The 17,948-nt window shown below is 67.1% G+C and carries 14 protein-coding genes; 7 read left to right on the forward strand and 7 right to left on the reverse strand.

What is annotated here, in order from left to right; all coding sequences use genetic code 11:
* Nucleotides 1-33: 33 nt before the first annotated feature.
* Nucleotides 34-372, reverse strand: coding sequence for a YegP family protein (locus ACSQ3D_RS11575; RefSeq protein WP_056167380.1), 339 nt, complete (start codon nt 370-372; stop codon nt 34-36).
* Between the two features lie 349 nt (nt 373-721).
* Between ACSQ3D_RS11575 and ACSQ3D_RS11580 the strand changes: the two genes are divergently transcribed.
* Complete coding sequence (locus tag ACSQ3D_RS11580) at nt 722-1,462, forward strand: hypothetical protein (protein WP_436126978.1); 741 nt, start codon at nt 722-724, stop codon at nt 1,460-1,462.
* 390 nt (nt 1,463-1,852) lie between these two features.
* Here the strand turns inward: ACSQ3D_RS11580 and rodA are convergent, their stop codons facing one another.
* Both rodA and ACSQ3D_RS11590 read right to left on the reverse strand, forming a co-directional pair.
* Nucleotides 1,853-3,040, reverse strand: coding sequence for a rod shape-determining protein RodA (gene rodA / locus ACSQ3D_RS11585; RefSeq protein WP_436126979.1), 1,188 nt, complete (start codon nt 3,038-3,040; stop codon nt 1,853-1,855).
* Between the two features lie 172 nt (nt 3,041-3,212).
* Nucleotides 3,213-5,666, reverse strand: a complete 2,454-nt coding sequence (locus ACSQ3D_RS11590) for a protein kinase domain-containing protein (RefSeq protein ID WP_436126980.1) — start codon at nt 5,664-5,666, stop codon at nt 3,213-3,215.
* Nucleotides 5,667-5,774: 108 nt separating this feature from the next.
* Here ACSQ3D_RS11590 and ACSQ3D_RS11595 point away from each other — a divergent pair, with 108 nt between their 5' ends.
* Nucleotides 5,775-6,395: a YqiA/YcfP family alpha/beta fold hydrolase gene (locus ACSQ3D_RS11595; RefSeq protein WP_436126981.1), complete on the forward strand. Its 621-nt coding sequence runs from the start codon at nt 5,775-5,777 to the stop codon at nt 6,393-6,395.
* 19 nt (nt 6,396-6,414) lie between these two features.
* Here ACSQ3D_RS11595 and ACSQ3D_RS11600 read toward each other — a convergent pair whose 3' ends face one another.
* Complete coding sequence (locus ACSQ3D_RS11600) at nt 6,415-8,067, reverse strand: PglL family O-oligosaccharyltransferase (RefSeq protein WP_436126982.1); 1,653 nt, start codon at nt 8,065-8,067, stop codon at nt 6,415-6,417.
* A 136-nt stretch (nt 8,068-8,203) separates the two neighbouring features.
* Here ACSQ3D_RS11600 and ACSQ3D_RS11605 point away from each other — a divergent pair, with 136 nt between their 5' ends.
* From ACSQ3D_RS11605 to mtgA, 4 genes are all read left to right on the forward strand, one after another.
* Nucleotides 8,204-10,282, forward strand: coding sequence for a ribonuclease catalytic domain-containing protein (locus tag ACSQ3D_RS11605; protein ID WP_436126983.1), 2,079 nt, complete (start codon nt 8,204-8,206; stop codon nt 10,280-10,282).
* A gap of 53 nt (nt 10,283-10,335) precedes the next feature.
* Entirely contained in the window at nt 10,336-11,196 is an 861-nt protein-coding gene (locus ACSQ3D_RS11610; protein WP_056167361.1) for a TonB family protein, read from the forward strand.
* Between the two features lie 128 nt (nt 11,197-11,324).
* A complete protein-coding gene (aroE, locus tag ACSQ3D_RS11615) occupies nt 11,325-12,173 on the forward strand; it encodes a shikimate dehydrogenase (protein ID WP_436126984.1) in 849 nt (282 codons plus the stop codon).
* Between the two features lie 145 nt (nt 12,174-12,318).
* On the forward strand, nt 12,319-13,053 hold the full coding sequence (mtgA, locus tag ACSQ3D_RS11620) for a monofunctional biosynthetic peptidoglycan transglycosylase (RefSeq protein ID WP_436126985.1): 735 nt from the start codon (nt 12,319-12,321) through the stop codon (nt 13,051-13,053).
* Nucleotides 13,054-13,092: 39 nt separating this feature from the next.
* On the opposite strand, the gene ACSQ3D_RS11625 is transcribed toward mtgA, so the two are convergent.
* Nucleotides 13,093-14,619 (reverse strand): cytochrome P450, encoded by a 1,527-nt coding sequence (locus ACSQ3D_RS11625; RefSeq protein ID WP_436126986.1) that lies wholly within the window; start codon nt 14,617-14,619, stop codon nt 13,093-13,095.
* Nucleotides 14,620-14,644: 25 nt separating this feature from the next.
* On the opposite strand from ACSQ3D_RS11625, the gene ACSQ3D_RS11630 reads away from it, so the two are divergent.
* Nucleotides 14,645-15,556 carry an AraC family transcriptional regulator gene (locus ACSQ3D_RS11630; protein ID WP_436126987.1) on the forward strand — a complete coding sequence of 304 codons (912 nt, stop codon included), beginning with the start codon at nt 14,645-14,647 and terminating at the stop codon, nt 15,554-15,556.
* Between the two features lie 54 nt (nt 15,557-15,610).
* Here ACSQ3D_RS11630 and ACSQ3D_RS11635 read toward each other — a convergent pair whose 3' ends face one another.
* Nucleotides 15,611-16,759 (reverse strand): AAA family ATPase, encoded by a 1,149-nt coding sequence (locus tag ACSQ3D_RS11635; protein WP_436126988.1) that lies wholly within the window; start codon nt 16,757-16,759, stop codon nt 15,611-15,613.
* A 152-nt stretch (nt 16,760-16,911) separates the two neighbouring features.
* Nucleotides 16,912-17,784, reverse strand: a complete 873-nt coding sequence (locus ACSQ3D_RS11640; protein ID WP_436126989.1) for an RNA ligase family protein — start codon at nt 17,782-17,784, stop codon at nt 16,912-16,914.
* Nucleotides 17,785-17,948: the final 164 nt, after the last annotated feature.

Below are 17,948 nucleotides of genomic sequence, written 5' to 3' on the forward strand. Positions count from 1 at the left end.
CGGACCCGGCAAGACGCCTGCGCAAAACTGCCGTCAGGCGGCCGTCTGGTCGTCCACACCCGCCTCGGGCGCATGGGCCTGCACGGACTCGATGCCCGCATCCCGTGCCTTGGCCCCGGCGTACATCTGGCTTTGGCCGATGACCTGTCCGTTGCCGGCCTTGAGGGTGAAATAAGGCGATCCGTCCTTGGCGCTCAGGCGCCCGAACCGGCCGCCCTGCGGCGCGTGCTTGCGCACGGACTCGATGCCATTGAGCGCACTGGCACGGGACTCGTACATCTCGCTGGTCAGGATGACCTGGCCGTTGGTGGCCAGCAGGTTGAACACAAATTTGTCGTTCTTCGACTTCTTCAGCTCGAACTTCGCCGCCATGGGGATGCCCTCCGGTTGCACAGGCCAAGAAATGCTGGGACCGCCAGCCGCGTTGTACCCGCTTGCCGCAGCACATGCAACGCCGGGGCAGAGACCCCTGGTCGGGTCGGGATGTACTGCTAGGCAGCCAGGCGCACGCGCGCATCCCGCACTGCGCGGGCTCCCCCATGGCCCGCAGCCGTTGCGCCTTGCCGCCAACCCTTGCGCGACGACTGCCGGTTGCCAGGAGCCGAACCAGCCCTCCCGAACCATCGAACTGTGAGAGAAAATTCTCGCCCCGACAGGATTTCCTTTCTCCCCCACAGCACCCCTACCGATGCGCCACCTTCCAGCCTTTGCCCTCCCCCTGATGGCAGCCTTTGCCGCCTTCAGCCCTGTCCTGCATGCCCGCGAAGACGTTGATCTGAAAGTGACGGGCGTCACCTTCATCGAAGCCCCGCCGGGCCGTGACAAGAACCTCACGGCGTTTGGCGCATCCCCATCGCAAGAAAAGGTGGAGATCAACGCCGTCGCCACGAGCCGCACCCTCCAATTCGTCGAAGCGTCGGGCGGCTTCCCTGACAAGGGCGATGTGAACGTGACCGCAGTCTTTCCCGACAAGAGCAGCCAGGCGTTTGGCAATGCCGAGATGAGCGGGTTCGCAAAGTTCTCTGCGGATGGCCGCACGCGCAGCTTCAACCTGGTCATCAACCGCTTGCCCGACAAACCGGTGAGCGGCCTGATCTTCGAGGGCACACTGCCCTTGAGCGTGGCCAACGGCACCAGCAAGGCCGCCCAGGCGCTGGACCCCCAACGCCTTGGTCCGCTCAAGCTGGGCAGCGTCGACATCCTGCAGTTCAAGGTGGATGGCACCAGCGTGCACTTCCAGGGCAACGACACGCTCCTGCGGATCAAGACACTGTCTCTCAAGCTGCCGTCCGGGCAGATGATTAAGGCCGAGCGTGGCGGTTGGCAGCGCACGAACGCGGACTACAGCCAGACATGGAAGTTCGATGCACCGCTGGCCAAGGGGGAGCTGCAGGCGGAGCTGTACGACGGCATGAAGACCGTGCGGCAACCGGTGCGCTTCGTGGTGGGTCGCCCCTGGTGAACTGAACCGCGCCGGGCGATTGGCAGTGCCACCTAGTCACACGGGTGGCACCTTGTCCGCCGGTGCGGATGGGCAGGGCCTTGTACCGGGAACGGGTGTTGTGCAAGGCCAAGGCCCCAAGACTGAATCGCGCTGAAAGGAATTTTTGGCATTGGACCGTCTAGCCGCCCCGGTCATCCTGGGCACTGGCGCCGTCCATACGGCTTACCAGCCGCTGCGGGGACCTAAGCACCCTCTGCACGAATCATCGCGCCGTGTGCATCTGCGGTCTCGGGCGGCCTGCGGCGTTGCCATTACTCGCAATAGCTACGGCTATGGCTGCGTTTTGCGCCTTGCACTCCTTCCCGATCCGCAGTGCACACTTGGCAGCTCGATGCGTGCAGAGGATCCCTAACCAGACGCCCCCAGCAGCGCCGGCCGCGCATCCTTCGGGTCCTGCCGCTGCGCCCGCGCCACCGACATCAGGATGCCCAGGGCCATGCCCAGGGTGACCATGGCGGTGCCGCCGTAGCTGATGAAAGGCAGCGGCACGCCCACCACGGGCAGGATGCCGCTGACCATGCCCATGTTCACGAACGCGTAGGTGAAGAAGATCATCGACACCGCGCCCGCCATCAGGCGCCCGAACAGGCTGGTGGCGCCCACGGCGATGGCCAGGCCGCGCCAGACCAGCAGCAGGAAGCACACGTTCAGGAACAGGTTGCCCGCCAGGCCGAACTCTTCGGAGAACGCCGCGAAGATGAAGTCGGTGGTGCGCTCGGGGATGAACTCCAGGTGCGTCTGCGTGCCGGCCATGAAGCCCTTGCCCCACACCCCGCCCGAGCCGATGGCGATCATGCCCTGGATGATGTGAAAGCCCTTGCCCAGCGGGTCGCGCGTGGGATCGAGCAAGGTGCAGATGCGCTGCTGCTGGTAGTCGTGCAGCACCACCCAGCGCACGCCGTCGGCGCACAGCTGGTCGCCCAGCAGCACCAGCGTGAAGATGCCCACCCCCGCGATGAGCACGGGGGGCAGGACCAGCTTCCACGACAGCCCCGCAAAAAAGATCACCGACAGCCCCGCGGCCAGCACCAGCAGCGAGGTGCCCAGGTCGGGCTGCTTCATGATGAGCCCCACCGGAATGACCAGCAGCAGCCCTGCCGCCGCAAAGTCGAGCGGGCGCAGCGTGCCTTCGCGCTTCTGGAACCACCAGGCCAGCATCAGCGGCATGGCGATCTTGAGGATTTCGCTGGGCTGGATGACGATGCCCACATTGACCCAGCGCTGGGCGCCCTTCTTGGTGATGCCGAACAGCGCCACCGCCACCAGCAGCGCCACCCCGGCGGCATACAGCGGCACAGCAAATGCCATGAGCTTTTGCGGGGGCACCTGGGCCACCATGAACAGGATGGCGCCCGCGATCAGCATGTTGCGGCCATGGTCGATGAAGCGCGTGCCATGGTCGAAGCCTGAGGAATACATGGCCACGAGCCCCGCGCAGGACAGCAGCATCACCACCAGCAGCAGTGGCAGGTCGAACCCACGGAACAGAGGCATGAAACGCTGCGCGAGCGTGGGTTTGTCAAAAACGGCGGACATCCCCCGATTATCGGCGACCCCACCGGTTGCAGCGGCCGCAGCGGCATGGAGAGCGGATAACAAAACCCGGCGAAGCGGTTCTGGCCAAGCGCCGCGTCGCGGGCAGTACAAGGAGCACGACCAGACGCGGCAACGACGCCAGACAAAGTTTCGCTAGCCGCTCCAAGCCCCCTCAACCCGCCTGCCTAAAGGCCATCACCGCCTGGTTGCGCAGGGTGCGCAGCAGGCCCAGGGCCTTGTCGTCCACCACGATGCCGCCGGGCGTGGACTGGTCGGCATAGATGAGTGCAAAGGTCTGCCCCTTGATCTGCAGGGGCAGCAGCAGGAACGAGGGGGCATCGAGCCCGCTGCGGTACCAGGCCGGCAGCCGGGCCTGCATGCGAGGCTCGGTGGCGTCGTTGATGAGCGTGTCCGCCCCCCGCAGGCACACCGCCGCGAACAGGTCGCCCGGCACCTTGAGCGGGACTTTCAGGGCGCGCACAGCCGCCTCGCTGCCCTCGCCCAGGCCAAAGCGGCCGGTCAGCATGTCGGTGCGCGCCTCGCGCAGGCAAAACACCATGCGGCGAAACCCGAGCGCCCGGAACATCGTCTCCAGGATCATGCGCAGCACGTCGTTGAGCTGAAAGCTCTCCACCATGGCATTGGTGATGTCCTGGATGCCGGCGGCCAGCACCTCGTTGATCTGGGCCACCGACACCGCGCTGCGGGCCTGCGACTCCAGCACCGCGGGCAGCGGCTGGGTTTCGCTCTCGCGCAGTTCGTGCGTCTTCAGCGCATCGTCCTGCACGGCCGCCGCACTGGCTGCGGCGCCGGCTGCCGGGGGCAGCTTCAGCAGCCGCGCGGCCGGCGTGCCGGGGTCCACCCGCAGGTCCAGTGCCTGGGCCAGCGCCACCAGCTTGTGGCGGGCGCGCACGGTGGCGTCGGCAATGTCCTGCGCCGGCAGCGCCAGCGTGCGCGAATAGCGCGTGCCGACCTGCGCCAGGCGGGCATCTGCCTGGCCCGGCTCGCTCAGCAGCAGCGTATTGGCGACCTCGTTGGCCGCCAGGGCCACCCAGCGCAGGCGCTCCACGCCCTGCTCGGGCGCGCGCTGCATGGGCGAGCCCAGCGGTTTGCGCATGCAGCGCTGCAGGCTGTCGGGCAGCGCCCAGACGCGGGCCACGCCCACGCCCAGGTCTTCCAGCCCCAGGCCGAGCACCTGCAAGGCTGCGGACTCTTCGCCGCCTTCGATGCGGCCGGAAGCCACCAGGCTGCGGATCTGGCGGGCTTCCTCGGGGAAGTAGAACTCGCACAGCATGCGGCCCAGGTTCTGGAACATGGCGCCGATGAAGGCCTCTTCCGCCGCCTGGCCGGGCTCGCAGAGCTCGGCGGCCACCGAGCCGGCCATCATCGCGCGCAGGAACTCCTCGCGCATCTGGCTGGCATGGGTCTTGTCCTGCATGTGGTCCAGCAGCACCAGGCTGAGCGCCATGTTGCGCACGGCGTTGAAGCCCACCAGGCTCACCGCCCGCGACACGGTGCTGATGGTGCCGCGCCCCGCGTGCGCGTAGTGCACGCTGTTGACCAGGCGCAGCAGCTTGTTGGTCAGCGCCACGTCCTTCAAGATCTCGTGCGTGAGGTCGCTGATGCTGTCGTCCTCGGAATTGGCCACGCGCTGGATGCGGGCCACCGAATCGGACAGCGCCGGAAAGTCGCTCTTGTGGCGCATGCGCCGCAGGAGGAAGTCGAGCGTGGCGTTGCTCGCGGCGCTGGACGCGCTGGCCGGTGCCGCCCAGGTGCGCAGCGCATCCCGAAAATCCGCGGCCGAGCCGTAGCGCTCGCCCGGCGCGCGCGCCATGGCACGCTGCAGGATGGCCCGCAGTCCATCGTCCACGCCCGGGCCCAGGTCCTGGGGCAGCTGCAGGGTTTCGTTGGCGATGCGGTACAGCGCCTGCCAGGTGTCCTTCTGGTGGATCAGCGGCTGGCCGGTGAGCATCTCCACCAGCACCAGCGCCGCGGAAAACACGTCCATCGCGGGCGACGGCGCCGCGCCCGCCGCGGCCTCGGGCGCCAGGTAGGCGGGCGTTCCGCTGGCCAGCTGCGCATCGGGCTCGGCCTGCACCGGGGCGGCCATGCCAAAGTCCATCACCCGCGCGTGGCGCTGGGTGTCGATCATGATGTTCGACGGCTTCAAGTCCCGGTGCACGATGCCGGCCTGGTGCGCGGCCTGCAGGCCATCGAGCACATCCACCATCAGCGCCACCGCGTCGTGCGGCGTGCAGCGCCCCTGCTGGGCCAGGTGTTCGGCCAGGGTCTTGCCCGGCACGTACTCGAACACGATGAAAGGCTGGCTCCCATGCACGTCGGCTTCGAACACGGGCACGATGAACGGGTGCGCCAGGCGCCCCACATGCCGCGCCTCGCGCAGCCACTGCTCCAGCACCGACGCATCCTGCTCCTGCACGGGGCGCATGAGCTTGATGGCCACCTCGCGCTGCAGGCGTGGGTCCAGCGCCAGCCAGACGGTGGCCTGGGCGCCGCGGCCGAGCATCTTCTTGAGTTCGAACCGGCCCACCGACGCAGGCGGCTTGTCGTTGTTGGATCCCAGGGCCCAGCGTTTGGCGGTGGAAAGCGGGGCAAAATCGGTCATGGTGGGGATCATTGCGGGCCCTTCGACACGGCGCCCATGCCCTGCATCTTATGCCCCGTCCCTGCGTTTTCGCAGCAGTGATTCCCCTGCCTTGTCGTTTTCTGCGCCATGACCACCATGCACCCCGACGCCCCCACCGCCACCCACCTTCTGTACCTGCACGGCTTTCGCTCGTCGCCCCAATCGGCCAAGGCCCGCCAGATGGCCGCGCACGTGGCCCGGCACCATCCGGGCGTGACCTGGTGGTGCCCGCAGCTGCCGCCCTCGCCGCGCGAGGCCATGGCGCTGGTGGCACAGGGCATTGCCCAGTGGCCCGGCGCGGCGATGGGGGTGGTGGGCTCGTCGCTGGGCGGCTTTTACGCCAGCTGGGTGGCACACCACAAGGGGTGCCCGAGCGTGATGCTCAACCCTGCCGTGCACCCTGCGCGCGACCTGGCCCGCTACATCGGCGAGCAGACCAGCTGGCACGACCCGGCGGAGAGTTTTTACTTCCGGCCCGAATACATCGACGAGCTCAAGGCGCTGGACACTTCGGGCCACCCACCGGCCAGCCGTGAGCTGGCCATCATCGCCAAGGGCGACGAAGTGCTGGACTGGCGCGAGATGGTCGCCCGCTACCCCCAAGCCCGCGTGCTGCTGCAAGAGGGCGGCGAGCATGCGCTGGTGAATTTCGAGGAATACCTGCCTGCTGTGGTGGAGTTCCTGGCGCTTTTTCAGCCTTCCGTTTGACAGGACTTCTATCGGAGAACTACGGTCTTTGCAATGCCTGAGACGCGCCAGTACCTATGCGTGTGCCCGCGCTTTTCCATCGCAGATACTCGGTCGGATACGCTAGACGGTAGCGCTTTGTATGAAACTCAGCTTCCTCGTCCTTACCCAACATTGCAGCACTTTCGATCAATAACTCAATGACGCGTGGTTCTGGGGAAAAATGCAAAAGCTCTCGAGCCAAAATGAGAACTTGCGGTGCAGTATCTTGGGTCAAAGTGGTTGCGGATAACAACGCAAAATCCACCTGGTCTGAAAAAAACGGAGTGCCAGATACTTTGGCCATGGTGTCTTCACGAAAATGCGGTGGGCGAAGGGACGATGGCCGATATAACAGGCTGACCTTGTAGTAGTCCCAAGCGAGTATTCCCCCGAGGGCGCAGGCACCTAGCAAGACGATTGTTGCTACTGCCCTTGCGGCCGGTCCGGTAACCCATCGCGGCACTGCTCGTCGCCACAGCAACAGTGTCGCCGCCAGCAATGTAACGACCTGGAAAGGCCCATACCACAGGGGAAATTCCAGCATGCTGTGCACTCCCACAATGGCCAATATTCCCCAAGCTAGCTGACGTGCAGTGTCAGTCTCTCGCCACGGGCGTGCGCGCACGCACCAGATCAGTACCAATGAGCAGAGCGCGAAAGCTACCGGCAACCCCAACTCAACGGCTAAATGCAAAGGCAGATTGTGGGCGTTATCCAGCAGCAGACAAAATCGCTCGCCGCTATAAACGGTGACGTAATGTGCGTAGTCCAGTTCACCCCACCCCCAGCCCAGCCATGGTTTCTGTGCGATCAAGTGCAGCACATTCATCCATAGCACACGTCGACTATTGCAGCTCTGCTCATCCCCGTGGATGCGGTTGAACAAGCCGTCCGTAGTAAAGCCTGTCCAGGCTTGCAGCAACTGTGGCAGCAACCAAGCCGCCACTGCATACACCACCAACCCAGCCATGGAAAGTGCGATGGCCGCGCGACCGGAGCTTGCACGCCAGATCATTAGCAAGCCCACAATCAATAGCCACTGCAACGCGCCAGTACGCGATGCCGTTGCCGCACTGCCGATAACCAGCAGCACCAGCACCCAGGCCAAGAGCATCCCGGCCAGCAAAGAGCACCAGCGCTGTCGCGCACGGATTGCCGTCTGCTGCTCCAAAATCTCACGCCGCTCTGCCAACAACCTTGTTTCGGACTTTGCTTCGATTTGCGCCAGTAGCCACAGCAATGCCCAACCACCAAGACTTAATAAAGTTGCCTGTTGGTTACGCTGTCGCAGGTTACCTATGGCTTGCCCATGCATGGAGCCCTGTATCCAGGGAGACAGTCCAGCGTCACCTGAAAAGTACTGAACCAATCCGATGGTGCCGCCCAAAATTGCTGCCAGCACAAGACCAGCCGCTACTTGCGAGGCAACAGCCGTCCGTGCCCAAGCTGCGCACTGCTCGCGTGTACGCGCGGCGACGCCCACCTGCGCGCGTACGAGCAGCATCGACCATAGGATCATCAAGACCAACCCGCAAGCCCAAGATGCGATCAGGGGCCAGAAATTGGCATTCGGGGCGTCGGTGTAGCCAAAAACGAAAGGAAGCGCCAAGGCCACCATGGACAGTGGAATGGCAATGGCGTCAAAAAGCATGGGCTACTCAAAATCGATACAGATGCAGCTAGGACGGCACCGCTGGGTTGTGAACATCATAGGGGCAGACACCACATCTTCTACACCGCCCCCGCACACTCTGTAGCCCACGGCCACCCATGGGACAATCCCCGCCATGCATGCACTGTTTGAAGAAGCCGGCAAATTCATGGCCGGCCGTATCCTGTCGGAGGCCGATACATCGGCCCAGGTCGAACTCGACTCCGGCAAGCGGGTCAAGGTCAAGGCCGCCAACATCCTCCTGAAGTTCGAAAAACCCGCCCCGGCGGAACTCATCGCCCAGGCGCAGGCCGTGGCCGAGTCCATCGAACTGGACCTGGCCTGGGAGTTCGCGCCCGAAGACGAGTTCGGCTTTGCCGACCTGGCGCGGGACTACTTCTCCGAGAACGCCACCCTGGTCCAGCAGGCCGGCGCCCTGTTCCGACTGTACGACGCACCGCACTACTTCCGCCGCGCGGGCAAGGGCCGGTTCAAGAAGGCATCGGCCGAGATCCTGCAGCAGGCGCTGGCCGCCATCGAGAAGAAAAAAGCCCTGCTCGCGCAGATCGACGAGTGGGCCGCAGCGCTCGGGCGCGGTGAGTGCCCCCAGCCCATCCGCGACCAGCTCTACAAGATCTTGTTCAAGCCGGACAAGAACGCGCCCGAATACAAGGCCGTGGTGGACGCCAGCCGCGCCACGCACACCGCGCCGCTCGACCTGCTGCAAAAGGCCGGCGCCATCGACTCGGCCTACCAGTTCCACTGGAAGCGCTTTCTGTTCGAGAACTTCCCCAAGGGCACGGGCTTTCCGGCCGTCACGGCGCCCGTCATTGCCGACGAGCTGCCGCTGTCCACCGCGCAGGCGTACTCCATCGACGACTCGCAGACCACCGAAATCGACGATGCGCTGTCGGTGCAGGGCCTGGGCACGGGCACCGTGGTGCTGGGCATCCACATCGCCGCGCCGGGCCTGGCGATCCAGCCGGGCAGCGCCATCGACCAGTTGGGCCGCGCGCGCCTGTCCACGGTGTACATGCCGGGCTACAAGATCACCATGCTGCCCGACGATGTGGTGCAGACCTACACGCTGGACGAGGGCCGCGCCAACCCGGCCGTGTCGCTGTACGTGACCATCGACGAAGCCACGCTGGAGTTCAGGAGCTCCGAGACCAAACTGGAGCGCGTGCACGTGGTGGCCAACCTGCGCCACGACCAGCTCGACGCGGTGGTGACGGAAGAATGGCTGGCCAACCCGGCGTTCGAGCATCAAAACGACCCGCAGCGCTTGTCTGACCTGCGCCCCCAGCTATCCTTTTTGCACCGCCTGGCCAAGGACCTCAAGGCCCGCCGCGAAGTCGTGCGCGGCAAGCCCGAGAACTTCAACCGGCCGGACTACAACTTCCGCCTGGTCGGCAACAACGGCGCCGAGCCCACGGGCGACGAGCAGGTGCAGATCAGCGTGCGCCAGCGCGGCGCGCCGCTCGACCTGATCGTGGCCGAGGCCATGATCGTGGCCAACAGCACCTGGGGAAGCTGGATGGCCGAGCTGGGCGTGCCCGGCATCTACCGCAGCCAGGCCAGCATGGCGCCGGGTGTGAAGGTGCGCATGGGGACCAAGGCGCTGCCGCACGCGGGCATCGGCGTCAAAGCGTATTCGTGGGCCACGTCGCCCCTGCGCCGCTACACCGACCTGGTCAACCAGTGGCAGATCATTGCCTGCGCCCGCCACGGCAAGACCGCCGCGCTGGCTGCGCCCTTCAAGCCCAAGGACGCCGACCTGTTCTCCATCATCAGCAGCTTCGACGCCGCCTACAGCGCCTACAACGGCTACCAGGGTGGCATGGAGCGCTTCTGGACGCTCAAGTACGTGGAGCAGAACGGCATCACCGAGCTGAACGCCACCGTCTTCAAGGAAGGCCCGGGCGGAAGCTTTTTGGTGCGAGCGGACGACATTCCGCTGGTCTTCCCGGTGCTGGGCGCGCAGAACCTGCCGCGCGGCGCGCGCCTGAAAGTCAAGCTGGGCGAGGCGGACGAGATCACCCTCGACATCCACGGCACCGTGATCGAGCGCCTGGACGATCCGGCCGATAGCAGCGACGACGGTCCGGTGGAGGACGCCGAGGAAGACGACGACGCCGTGGCCGGCCCGATCGCCATCGCGGTGGATGTGAACGAGGCCCCCGCCGAAGCCGCTGCGGCAGCCGCGGCTTCCTGACCGCCTGCAACAGCCACCGACAGCCCCGTAACACCCCCTGATAATTGCCGGCGATGAAACTCCCCGCCTTTCTCCGCACCTTCAGCACGCTGCAGCTGGCGCTGGGCGTGTCCATCGCCGTGCACGCTGCGCTGATCTCGGTGCGCTTCATCGACCCCGAGGGCTTCAACCGCGTGTTCCAGGACACGCCACTCGAAGTCATCCTGGTCAATGCCAAGTCGAACGAGCGCCCGGACAAGGCCCAGGCGATCGCCCAGTCCAACCTGGCAGGCGGCGGCGATGCCGAGAAGGGCCGGGCCACCAGCCCCCTGCCCTACTCGGCCCTCACCGCCATCGGCGACGACTTCGAGGAAGCGCAGCGCAAGATGGACGCGATGCAGGAGCAGCAGGCCCAACTGCTGGCCCAGTTGCGCAAACAGCTGGCCACCCTGCCCGAGCCCGACCCGCGCAAACCCAGCCAGAGCGCCGAGCAGGTGGCCGAGCAGGAAAAGCGCCGCCAGCTCGTCAAGCTGCTGGCCGAGATCGAAAAGCGCATCAACGAAGAAAACTCGCGCCCCAAGAAGCGCTACATCAGCCCCGCCACGCGCGAGGAGGCCTACGCCATCTACTACGACGGCCTGCGCCGCAAGGTGGAAGACAAGGGCACCGAGAACTTCCCCGAACAGGGCGGCAAGAAGCTGTACGGCGAGCTCACCATGATCGTCACCGTCAACCACGACGGCCGCGTGCTCGACACCGAGATCGTGCAAAGCTCGGGCAACGCCACCCTGGACCGCCGCGCCGAGGCCATCGCCCGCGCCGCCGGACCCTTTGGCACCTTCGACGCCGACATGCGCAAGAAAGCCGACCAGATCGCCATGGTGGCGCGCTTCAAGTTCACCCGGGACCAGACGCTGGAGACGAGTGTGAGGTAGCTCCCCCTTGAGTCGCCTGCGGCGCCTTCCCCCCGGGGGGACGCTGCCAGCGGCCTGGCAAAGCCAGTTCCGCGGCAGCCCTCGCCCGGCACCGCCCCCTGCATGCAGCCCCCGTTGTTGTTGTTCCCATGACCTCTTCGTCTTTCCCCGCTGATCTGTACTGCGTGATGGGCAACCCGGTAGCGCACAGCCGCTCGCCCGCCATCCACGCCCGCTTTGCCGAACTGACGGGCGAATCGCTCACCTACGAGCGCCGCCTGGTGCCCATGGACGGCTTCGCCCAAGGGGTGCGCGAGTTCGCGGCCCAGGGCGGGCGCGGCTGCAATGTCACCGTGCCGTTCAAGATCGACGCGCCGGGCCTGGCCACCGAATCCAGCGCGCGCGTGCAGCTGGCGGGTGCGGCCAACACCCTCACCTTCCGCACGGACGGCAGCATCTACGCGGACAACACCGACGGCCTGGGCCTGGTGGCGGACATCACCCGCAACGCCGGCGTATCGCTGGCCGGACGCGACGTGCTGCTGGTGGGCGCGGGCGGCGCCGCGGCCGGCGTGCTGGGCCCCCTGCTGCTGGCAGGCGTGCGGCACATCACCGTGGCCAACCGCACGTTGGAAAAAGCCCAGGCGCTGGTGCAATCGCACAGCGCGCTGGCAACGCTACAAAAATCAGAGCTGCTGGCGCTCACCCCGCAAGCGGTAGAGGCCGATTTCGATGTGATCATCAACGCCACGGCCACCAGCCTGGCCGGCGCGGGCGTGCCCGTGGCGCCCCGCGTGCTGCGCCCCGGCAGCCTGGCCTACGACATGATGTACGGCCCCGCCGCGCAGGGGTTCCTCGACTGGGCCCGCCAGCACGGCGCCACGCCGCGCGACGGGCTGGGCATGCTGGTGGAGCAGGCGGCCGAGGCGTTCCTGCTGTGGCGCGGTGTGCGCCCGCCTTCGGCGCAGGTGCTGCAGGAAATGCAGCAGGCCGCTTGAGCCACGGCACTGCCATGATTCCCCTTGAACCGTTCACGCTGAGCCTGTCGAAGCGCCGCGCGAAGCTTCGACCCGCTCAGCCCGCACGGTTTTGCAAGGGCGGGACCCTCCATCCACAACACCCAACACAGAGAAAAACGCTCCAATGAAAGCCGTGCTGCGCTGGCTGGGACTGGTGGTGCTCGCGTTCGTGGCGCTGCAGCTGTTCTTCGTGGTCCGCATCGCGGCCATGACCGTGATCGACCCGGAATCCACCAGTTTCCAGCGCTCCGAAGCCTGGGCCCAGCTGTCCACCACCGGCCACGTGCGCTGGCGCCAGCAATGGGTGCCGTATGCCGGCATCTCCGACACCCTCAAGCGCGCCGTGATCGCCTCGGAAGACGACGGCTTCGTCAGCCACGACGGCGTGGACTGGAACGCCATCGAAAAAGCCTGGGAGCGCAATGCCAAGGCCGAAGCGCAGGCGAGCAAAGCCCAGGCCCGCGCGCCAGACCGCCCGCAGCGCGCGCCCAAGATCCGCGGCGGCTCCACCATCACGCAGCAACTGGCCAAGAACCTGCTGTTGTCGGGCGAGCGCACGCTGCTGCGCAAAGGCCAGGAGTTCGTGCTCACGCTGCTGCTGGAGCAACTGCTCTCCAAGCAGCGCATCCTGGAGATCTACCTCAACAGCGTGGAATGGGGCGAAGGCGTGTTCGGCGCCGAGGCGGCCGCGCAGCATTACTTTCGCAAAAGCGCGAGCAAACTCAGCGCCGGCGAAGCCGCCCGCCTGGCCGTGATGCTGCCGGCCCCCAAGCGCTTTGAAAAAGCGCCAGGCTCGGCCTACCTGGCCGGGCGCACCCGCACGATCATGGCGCGGATGGGGAGTGCGGAGCTGCCGTGAACATGGCGCCCGCGCGTCGCTGCAACGGCTGGCCGCACATCACCCCGCCAGATCAATCTGACGCCGCCGCACCAACCGCAGCACCACCGGCGCATCAGGCCGCAGCGTCACGTGCAGCTGGGGCGCACACGCCACCGCCGGCTCGGGCTGCCGCAGCGTGTACCGCTGTAACAGCATCGCCGCCAGCAGCGTCATCTCCAGCATCGCAAAGTGCTGCCCGATGCACACGCGCGGACCCACGCCGAAGGGAATCCACGCGCCCTTCTCGATGGATGCGGCCCCCTCCAGAAACCGCTCGGGCACGAACCGGTCGGCCTGTGCGAACCAGCGCTCGTCCCGGTGCAGCACCCACGGGGTGATGCGCAACATGGCGCCCCGCGGCACGGCCACGCCGCCCAGCGTGATGGGCGCGGTGGTGCGGCGGGTCATCAACGCAGCCACCGGCGGGTACAGGCGCAGCGCTTCCTTCAGGGTGGCGGTCAGCCAGGGCAGTTGCGCCATGTGCTCGGGCCCCGGCGTGCCGCCCTGCAGCACGGTGTCCACCTCGGCCTGCGCGCGCCGGGCGGCCTCGGGGTGCTCGGCCAGCAGGCGGCTCCACCACAGCAGGGCAGTGGCGCTGGTCTCGTGGCCCGCCTGAAAGCTCACCATGCACTGGTCGAACACCTCCTGCGGCGATAGCGGCTCGCCGGTGGTCTCGTCGTGCAGTGCCAGCAGCATGTGCAGCAGGTCGGCGCGCTCGGGCGCTGGCGGGCCTTGCGGCGCGTCTTTTTCTTGCCGGCGGACATCGATGTGCCGCTGCACCAGGCCGCGCAGGGCCTTCAGCGCGCGGCGCTTGGCGGCCTTGCCGGGCAGGGGCAGCCAGTCGGGCAGCGTGAACGGCATGAACATTTCGCGGAACGCGGCGGCCGACAAGGTCTGCGTGGCCCAGGCCGCATCGCGCGCATCGGCCTGCGCCGATTCGCTGAACAGGGTGCGCAGGATCACGTCCATGGCCACATCGGTCCAAAGCGTGTCCATGGTCACCAGGGCCTCGGACTGGCCTGCGGGCACGGCCGCGTCGAGCGCGGTCTGCGCCGCGTCGGTCATGAGCTGCGCGTAGCCCGCCACGCGCCGGGGGCTGAAGGCCGGCATCAGCATGCGCCGCTGGCGCTGCCAGGTGTCGCCTTCGGTCACCAGCACGCTCTGGCCGAACACCTGCTCGAACACGGCGATGCCACGCTCCCAGCGGATGAGCGAGTCGGCGTGGGTGACCATCGCCTCGCGCACCAGCGCGGGCGACATCAGGTCCCAGGCGTCTTCATTGACGATGCGCATGCGGGTCAGATCGCCGTGGTCGCGCTGCAGGCGCTGCACGAAGCCCAGATAGTCCGCTCGCATGGCACGCAGCAGGGGCAGGCCCCACCATCGGTGGGGCGGGCCACCGGCTTTCAACGTGGGCGCGCTGGACGCTGGAGCCGCCAAAGAGGCCGAAGATGCACCAGGCAGGGGGGTGTGGACGGACGTGGTTGGGTTCATGCCGCCGATGGTGCGGGGCGATCGCGCGGCGGTCTTGAACGAATTCGACATCCGCACTGGCCTACACTCGCCGCGCATGGCCACCCTGGTTTCCTCTGCCGCACGCCAGCCCGACGGGCTGATCCCTTCGGGCCAGCTCTGGCTGGCACGCCCCACGCTCGCGGCCTGCCTGCGCGGCACCATCGTGCGCAGCACGGTGGGCCATGTGCTCAGCGACGAGGACCGCATCAACCGCTTTCCGGCCACGCCGCTGTGCAGCCTGAGCTGGTGGTTTGCCGGCCGCAGCGAACACTTGGTGCCCCAGCGGCCCGACACCATGGCCGACCTGAACAGCCCGCGCGAGGCCTACCCCGGCCGCTGGGTTCTGGCAGGCCCGCAAACCCGCCCCAGCAGCAGCCATTGCGCCGGGCCCACCCACGCGATGATGGTGATGTTCATGCCCGATGCGCTGCACCAGCTCACCGGCCTGGAGCCGCAGGCGCTGACCGACCGCATGGTGGACGCGCAGACCCTGTTGCCGCCGGAGTGGATCGCGATGTGCGAGGCCGTGCAGCGCCAGGCCGACGACGCTGCCCGCCTGGAATGCCTGGAAGACTTTCTGGAGCCCCGCTGGCAGGCCTGCCGCCCCACGCAACCGCTGCACACGCAACGCTACGGCGACTGGGCCGCGCACCTGGCGCAGCGCGCCGCCATGTCCGCGCCGGGCCGCAGCCTGCGCCAGCTGGAGCGGCGCATCAAGCGCTGGGCCGGGCTGCCGCTGCGCGAGCTGCGCGGCTTCGGCAAGGCGGAGCAGGCGTTCTTCAACACCATCGCGGCCGACACCGCAGGCGAGTCGGTGAAGTGGGCCGACGTGGCCGCAGGGGCGGGGTTTTCAGACCAGTCGCACCTGTGCCGCGTGACGCGGCGCATCACCGGGTATGCGCCGCAGGCGCTGTACGAGGGCATCCACCGGGAAGAGGCTTTCTGGGTGTACAGGATCTGGGTGTAGCGTGTTGGCTCGCTGCCGTGGCGCGGTGCTGCGCCACGCAGCGGCCTGGCGTCTTCAACCCGCAAGCGAGTCCGGGTAGCGGACCCGGTGGGCCTCGGTCGGCAGTGGCACCTCCCACCGGTACAGCATCTCCAGCAGCCGCTTGTTGGACAGCGTGGTGTCGCGCCGCTGGTTGCGCGCCAGCAGCTCCGCACGGGGCCTCTCCAGGTATACCAGCTCCACGTCGGCCTGGTAGGCAAAGCACAGGTCCAGCGACTTCGAGCGCATCTGATCGGAGAGGTGGGTGGCGTTCCACACAAAAGGCCGCTTCTCGCGCAGCAGTGCCTTGGCCTTGTCGATGGCGCCGTGCGCCACCAGGCCTTCGTTCTTGCCGTGCGCGAGGCCCAGTTGGGCCCGCATGTCGTCGAACGACACCACCGGCCAGTCTTTGCAGTGGGCGGCCACCCAGGTGTCCTTGCCCGACGCGGGCAGGCCCGACAGCACGACCACGCGCGAGCCTGCCTCTTGGAAGAGCGGGTAGTCAGGGTGCACGCTGGCGCCGCGAAAGTAGCTCACGGCCGTGTGCGCATCGGCAAAGGCGCGCGGCAGGCCAAAGCAGTTTTCCTCGCGCGCCAGTTCGCAGAACAGCTCGATGGCATCGAGCGTGCGCTGCATGTCCGGGCAGATGCGGCCGCGCATGTCGGCCTCGGCCAGCAGCGCCAGCAGGCGCAAGTCCACCTGCCAGGACAACTGGCGCACGGTGAACTCGGGCGACCAGCCCTTGCGCGATGTCTCCAGCGCATAGAAGGGCACCTGGTGCACCGCAATGAGCCGGCAGATCGCCTCGCGCACCGCGAACGGCGCACCCGCGTCCCAGAGCGCAATGCGGGCGTCGATGGCACCCTTCTTGGAGTGCCCGGGCTGCCCGATGCGGCCCGTGGCCTCGTCGATGACGGTGGTGCTGCACTTGGCGATGTCGTGCAGCAGCGCGGCGAAGAACACGACTTCCTGGTCGGCCCTGCGCAGCTGCGCATACGCCGGCGCAGCCAGCAGCGCACGCACCACCATGCAGGTGTGCGTCCAGACGTCGCCTTCCGCGTGGTACACGGGGTCTTGCGGCGTCGTCGCCGCCAGCAGCAGTTGCGGGAATGCCTCCAGGCACCGCGCGAAATCCGGGTCCTGCCCGGCGGCAGGGACCAGGCCCTGCATGTCTTTCCATTGCATGTTGTTCTCCTTGCGGCAGGTGGTGTTGCACCACCTGCCGGATAGCCACGTCGTTGCCTGGCTTGCGCAGCGCGCTCTGTCAGCACGTTGCGCCTGCGCGCCGGGCCGTGGCCGTTGATGGGTGCCGGGATGGCACCCGGCGGGTCATTGCGTCAAGCACCGGGCCAGCGCCCGCCGCCTGGCAGCGGCCAGTGCTTGTCCACCTCGGCCGCGAACAGGTCGACGCCGGGCCTTAAGCGGTTGGGGATGATCGGCCGCTCGCTGTGGTGCGACTGCGAATCCAGAATGGTCTGGATGAAGTCCGGCCGCACGAGCTTGTAGCGCCCCACCGTTTTCCCGTCCGCCTCGGCCTTGAGGTACAGGCCTTCGGCCAGCTCCGACGTGTCGGTCTGCCGCCAGCACAAGGCCCGGTCGAGCTGCAGGCGCGCCACGTCTTCATCGAAGGCGTCGCGCCAGCGCGCCGTGCGGCCGAGCGAGGGCGCCACCATGGCCTGTAGGTCCTGCAGCCGCTGCGGTGCGGGCCCGGCGTACAGCACCGGCACCGACACCACCGGCAGCGGTGCCAGCAGCGCATGTCGCCGCGAGGTGTCCAGAAACTCGCCCGTCGCGCGGTCCCAGATGTCGAACTCGCAAAACAGGTGCGGCAACGCGTCGTAGTACACCGAATGCTTGGCGTGCATGAACTCGCCGTACATCACGTAGCGGTCTTCCAGCACCTGCAGCAGGCGCGACTCGTGCGCGCGGGCCCACTGCTTGAACAGGTTGAACTGCCGCTCGCGGCCGCCCATGCGGTCCACGTCCAGGTAGTGGCCGCGGGACTGCAGCCACAGCTGGCCTGCGGCATCAAAGCTCAGGCCCGCGTTCGCGGCATCGAGTTTTTCTTCGACCACCAGGGTGAGGCCGCTCAGGGCGCTCAACGGTACAGGGTCGCCCTTGTCGCCGGGCTGGTAGCGGGACCCCTGCAGATGGGGCGTACGGGGGTATTTCGCGAGTTCGCGGTTGTGCAAAAGAATGGTGTGCGTCATGACAGTCTCCGGTGGGGTGCGAACCAGGCCCGAACAATCGGGGCCTGGGACGGGCCGAAGACAACGCAGCACATCGCGCGGTGATCGCGGATGGCAGGCTTCAAGCGCTGTGGAGCGATGGCGCAGCCGCTAGGACGCGGCCGGCAGATCGTGCTTCACTGGCT

This window comes from Acidovorax sp. LjRoot117 (assembly GCF_964252695.1).
In the GTDB taxonomy this organism is placed as follows: Bacteria; Pseudomonadota; Gammaproteobacteria; order Burkholderiales; family Burkholderiaceae_C; genus Acidovorax.

Coding starts and splice junctions, on each gene's coding strand:
- ACSQ3D_RS11575 (WP_056167380.1), bottom strand. CDS start 372: ATGGCGGCGAAGTTCGAGCTGAAGAAGTCGAAGAACGACAAATTTGTG.
- ACSQ3D_RS11580 (WP_436126978.1), top strand. CDS start 722: ATGGCAGCCTTTGCCGCCTTCAGCCCTGTCCTGCATGCCCGCGAAGAC.
- rodA (WP_436126979.1), bottom strand. CDS start 3,040: ATGTCCGCCGTTTTTGACAAACCCACGCTCGCGCAGCGTTTCATGCCT.
- ACSQ3D_RS11590 (WP_436126980.1), bottom strand. CDS start 5,666: ATGACCGATTTTGCCCCGCTTTCCACCGCCAAACGCTGGGCCCTGGGA.
- ACSQ3D_RS11595 (WP_436126981.1), top strand. CDS start 5,775: ATGACCACCATGCACCCCGACGCCCCCACCGCCACCCACCTTCTGTAC.
- ACSQ3D_RS11600 (WP_436126982.1), bottom strand. CDS start 8,067: ATGCTTTTTGACGCCATTGCCATTCCACTGTCCATGGTGGCCTTGGCG.
- ACSQ3D_RS11605 (WP_436126983.1), top strand. CDS start 8,204: ATGCATGCACTGTTTGAAGAAGCCGGCAAATTCATGGCCGGCCGTATC.
- ACSQ3D_RS11610 (WP_056167361.1), top strand. CDS start 10,336: ATGAAACTCCCCGCCTTTCTCCGCACCTTCAGCACGCTGCAGCTGGCG.
- aroE (WP_436126984.1), top strand. CDS start 11,325: ATGACCTCTTCGTCTTTCCCCGCTGATCTGTACTGCGTGATGGGCAAC.
- mtgA (WP_436126985.1), top strand. CDS start 12,319: ATGAAAGCCGTGCTGCGCTGGCTGGGACTGGTGGTGCTCGCGTTCGTG.
- ACSQ3D_RS11625 (WP_436126986.1), bottom strand. CDS start 14,619: ATGTCGAATTCGTTCAAGACCGCCGCGCGATCGCCCCGCACCATCGGC.
- ACSQ3D_RS11630 (WP_436126987.1), top strand. CDS start 14,645: ATGGCCACCCTGGTTTCCTCTGCCGCACGCCAGCCCGACGGGCTGATC.
- ACSQ3D_RS11635 (WP_436126988.1), bottom strand. CDS start 16,759: ATGCAATGGAAAGACATGCAGGGCCTGGTCCCTGCCGCCGGGCAGGAC.
- ACSQ3D_RS11640 (WP_436126989.1), bottom strand. CDS start 17,784: ATGACGCACACCATTCTTTTGCACAACCGCGAACTCGCGAAATACCCC.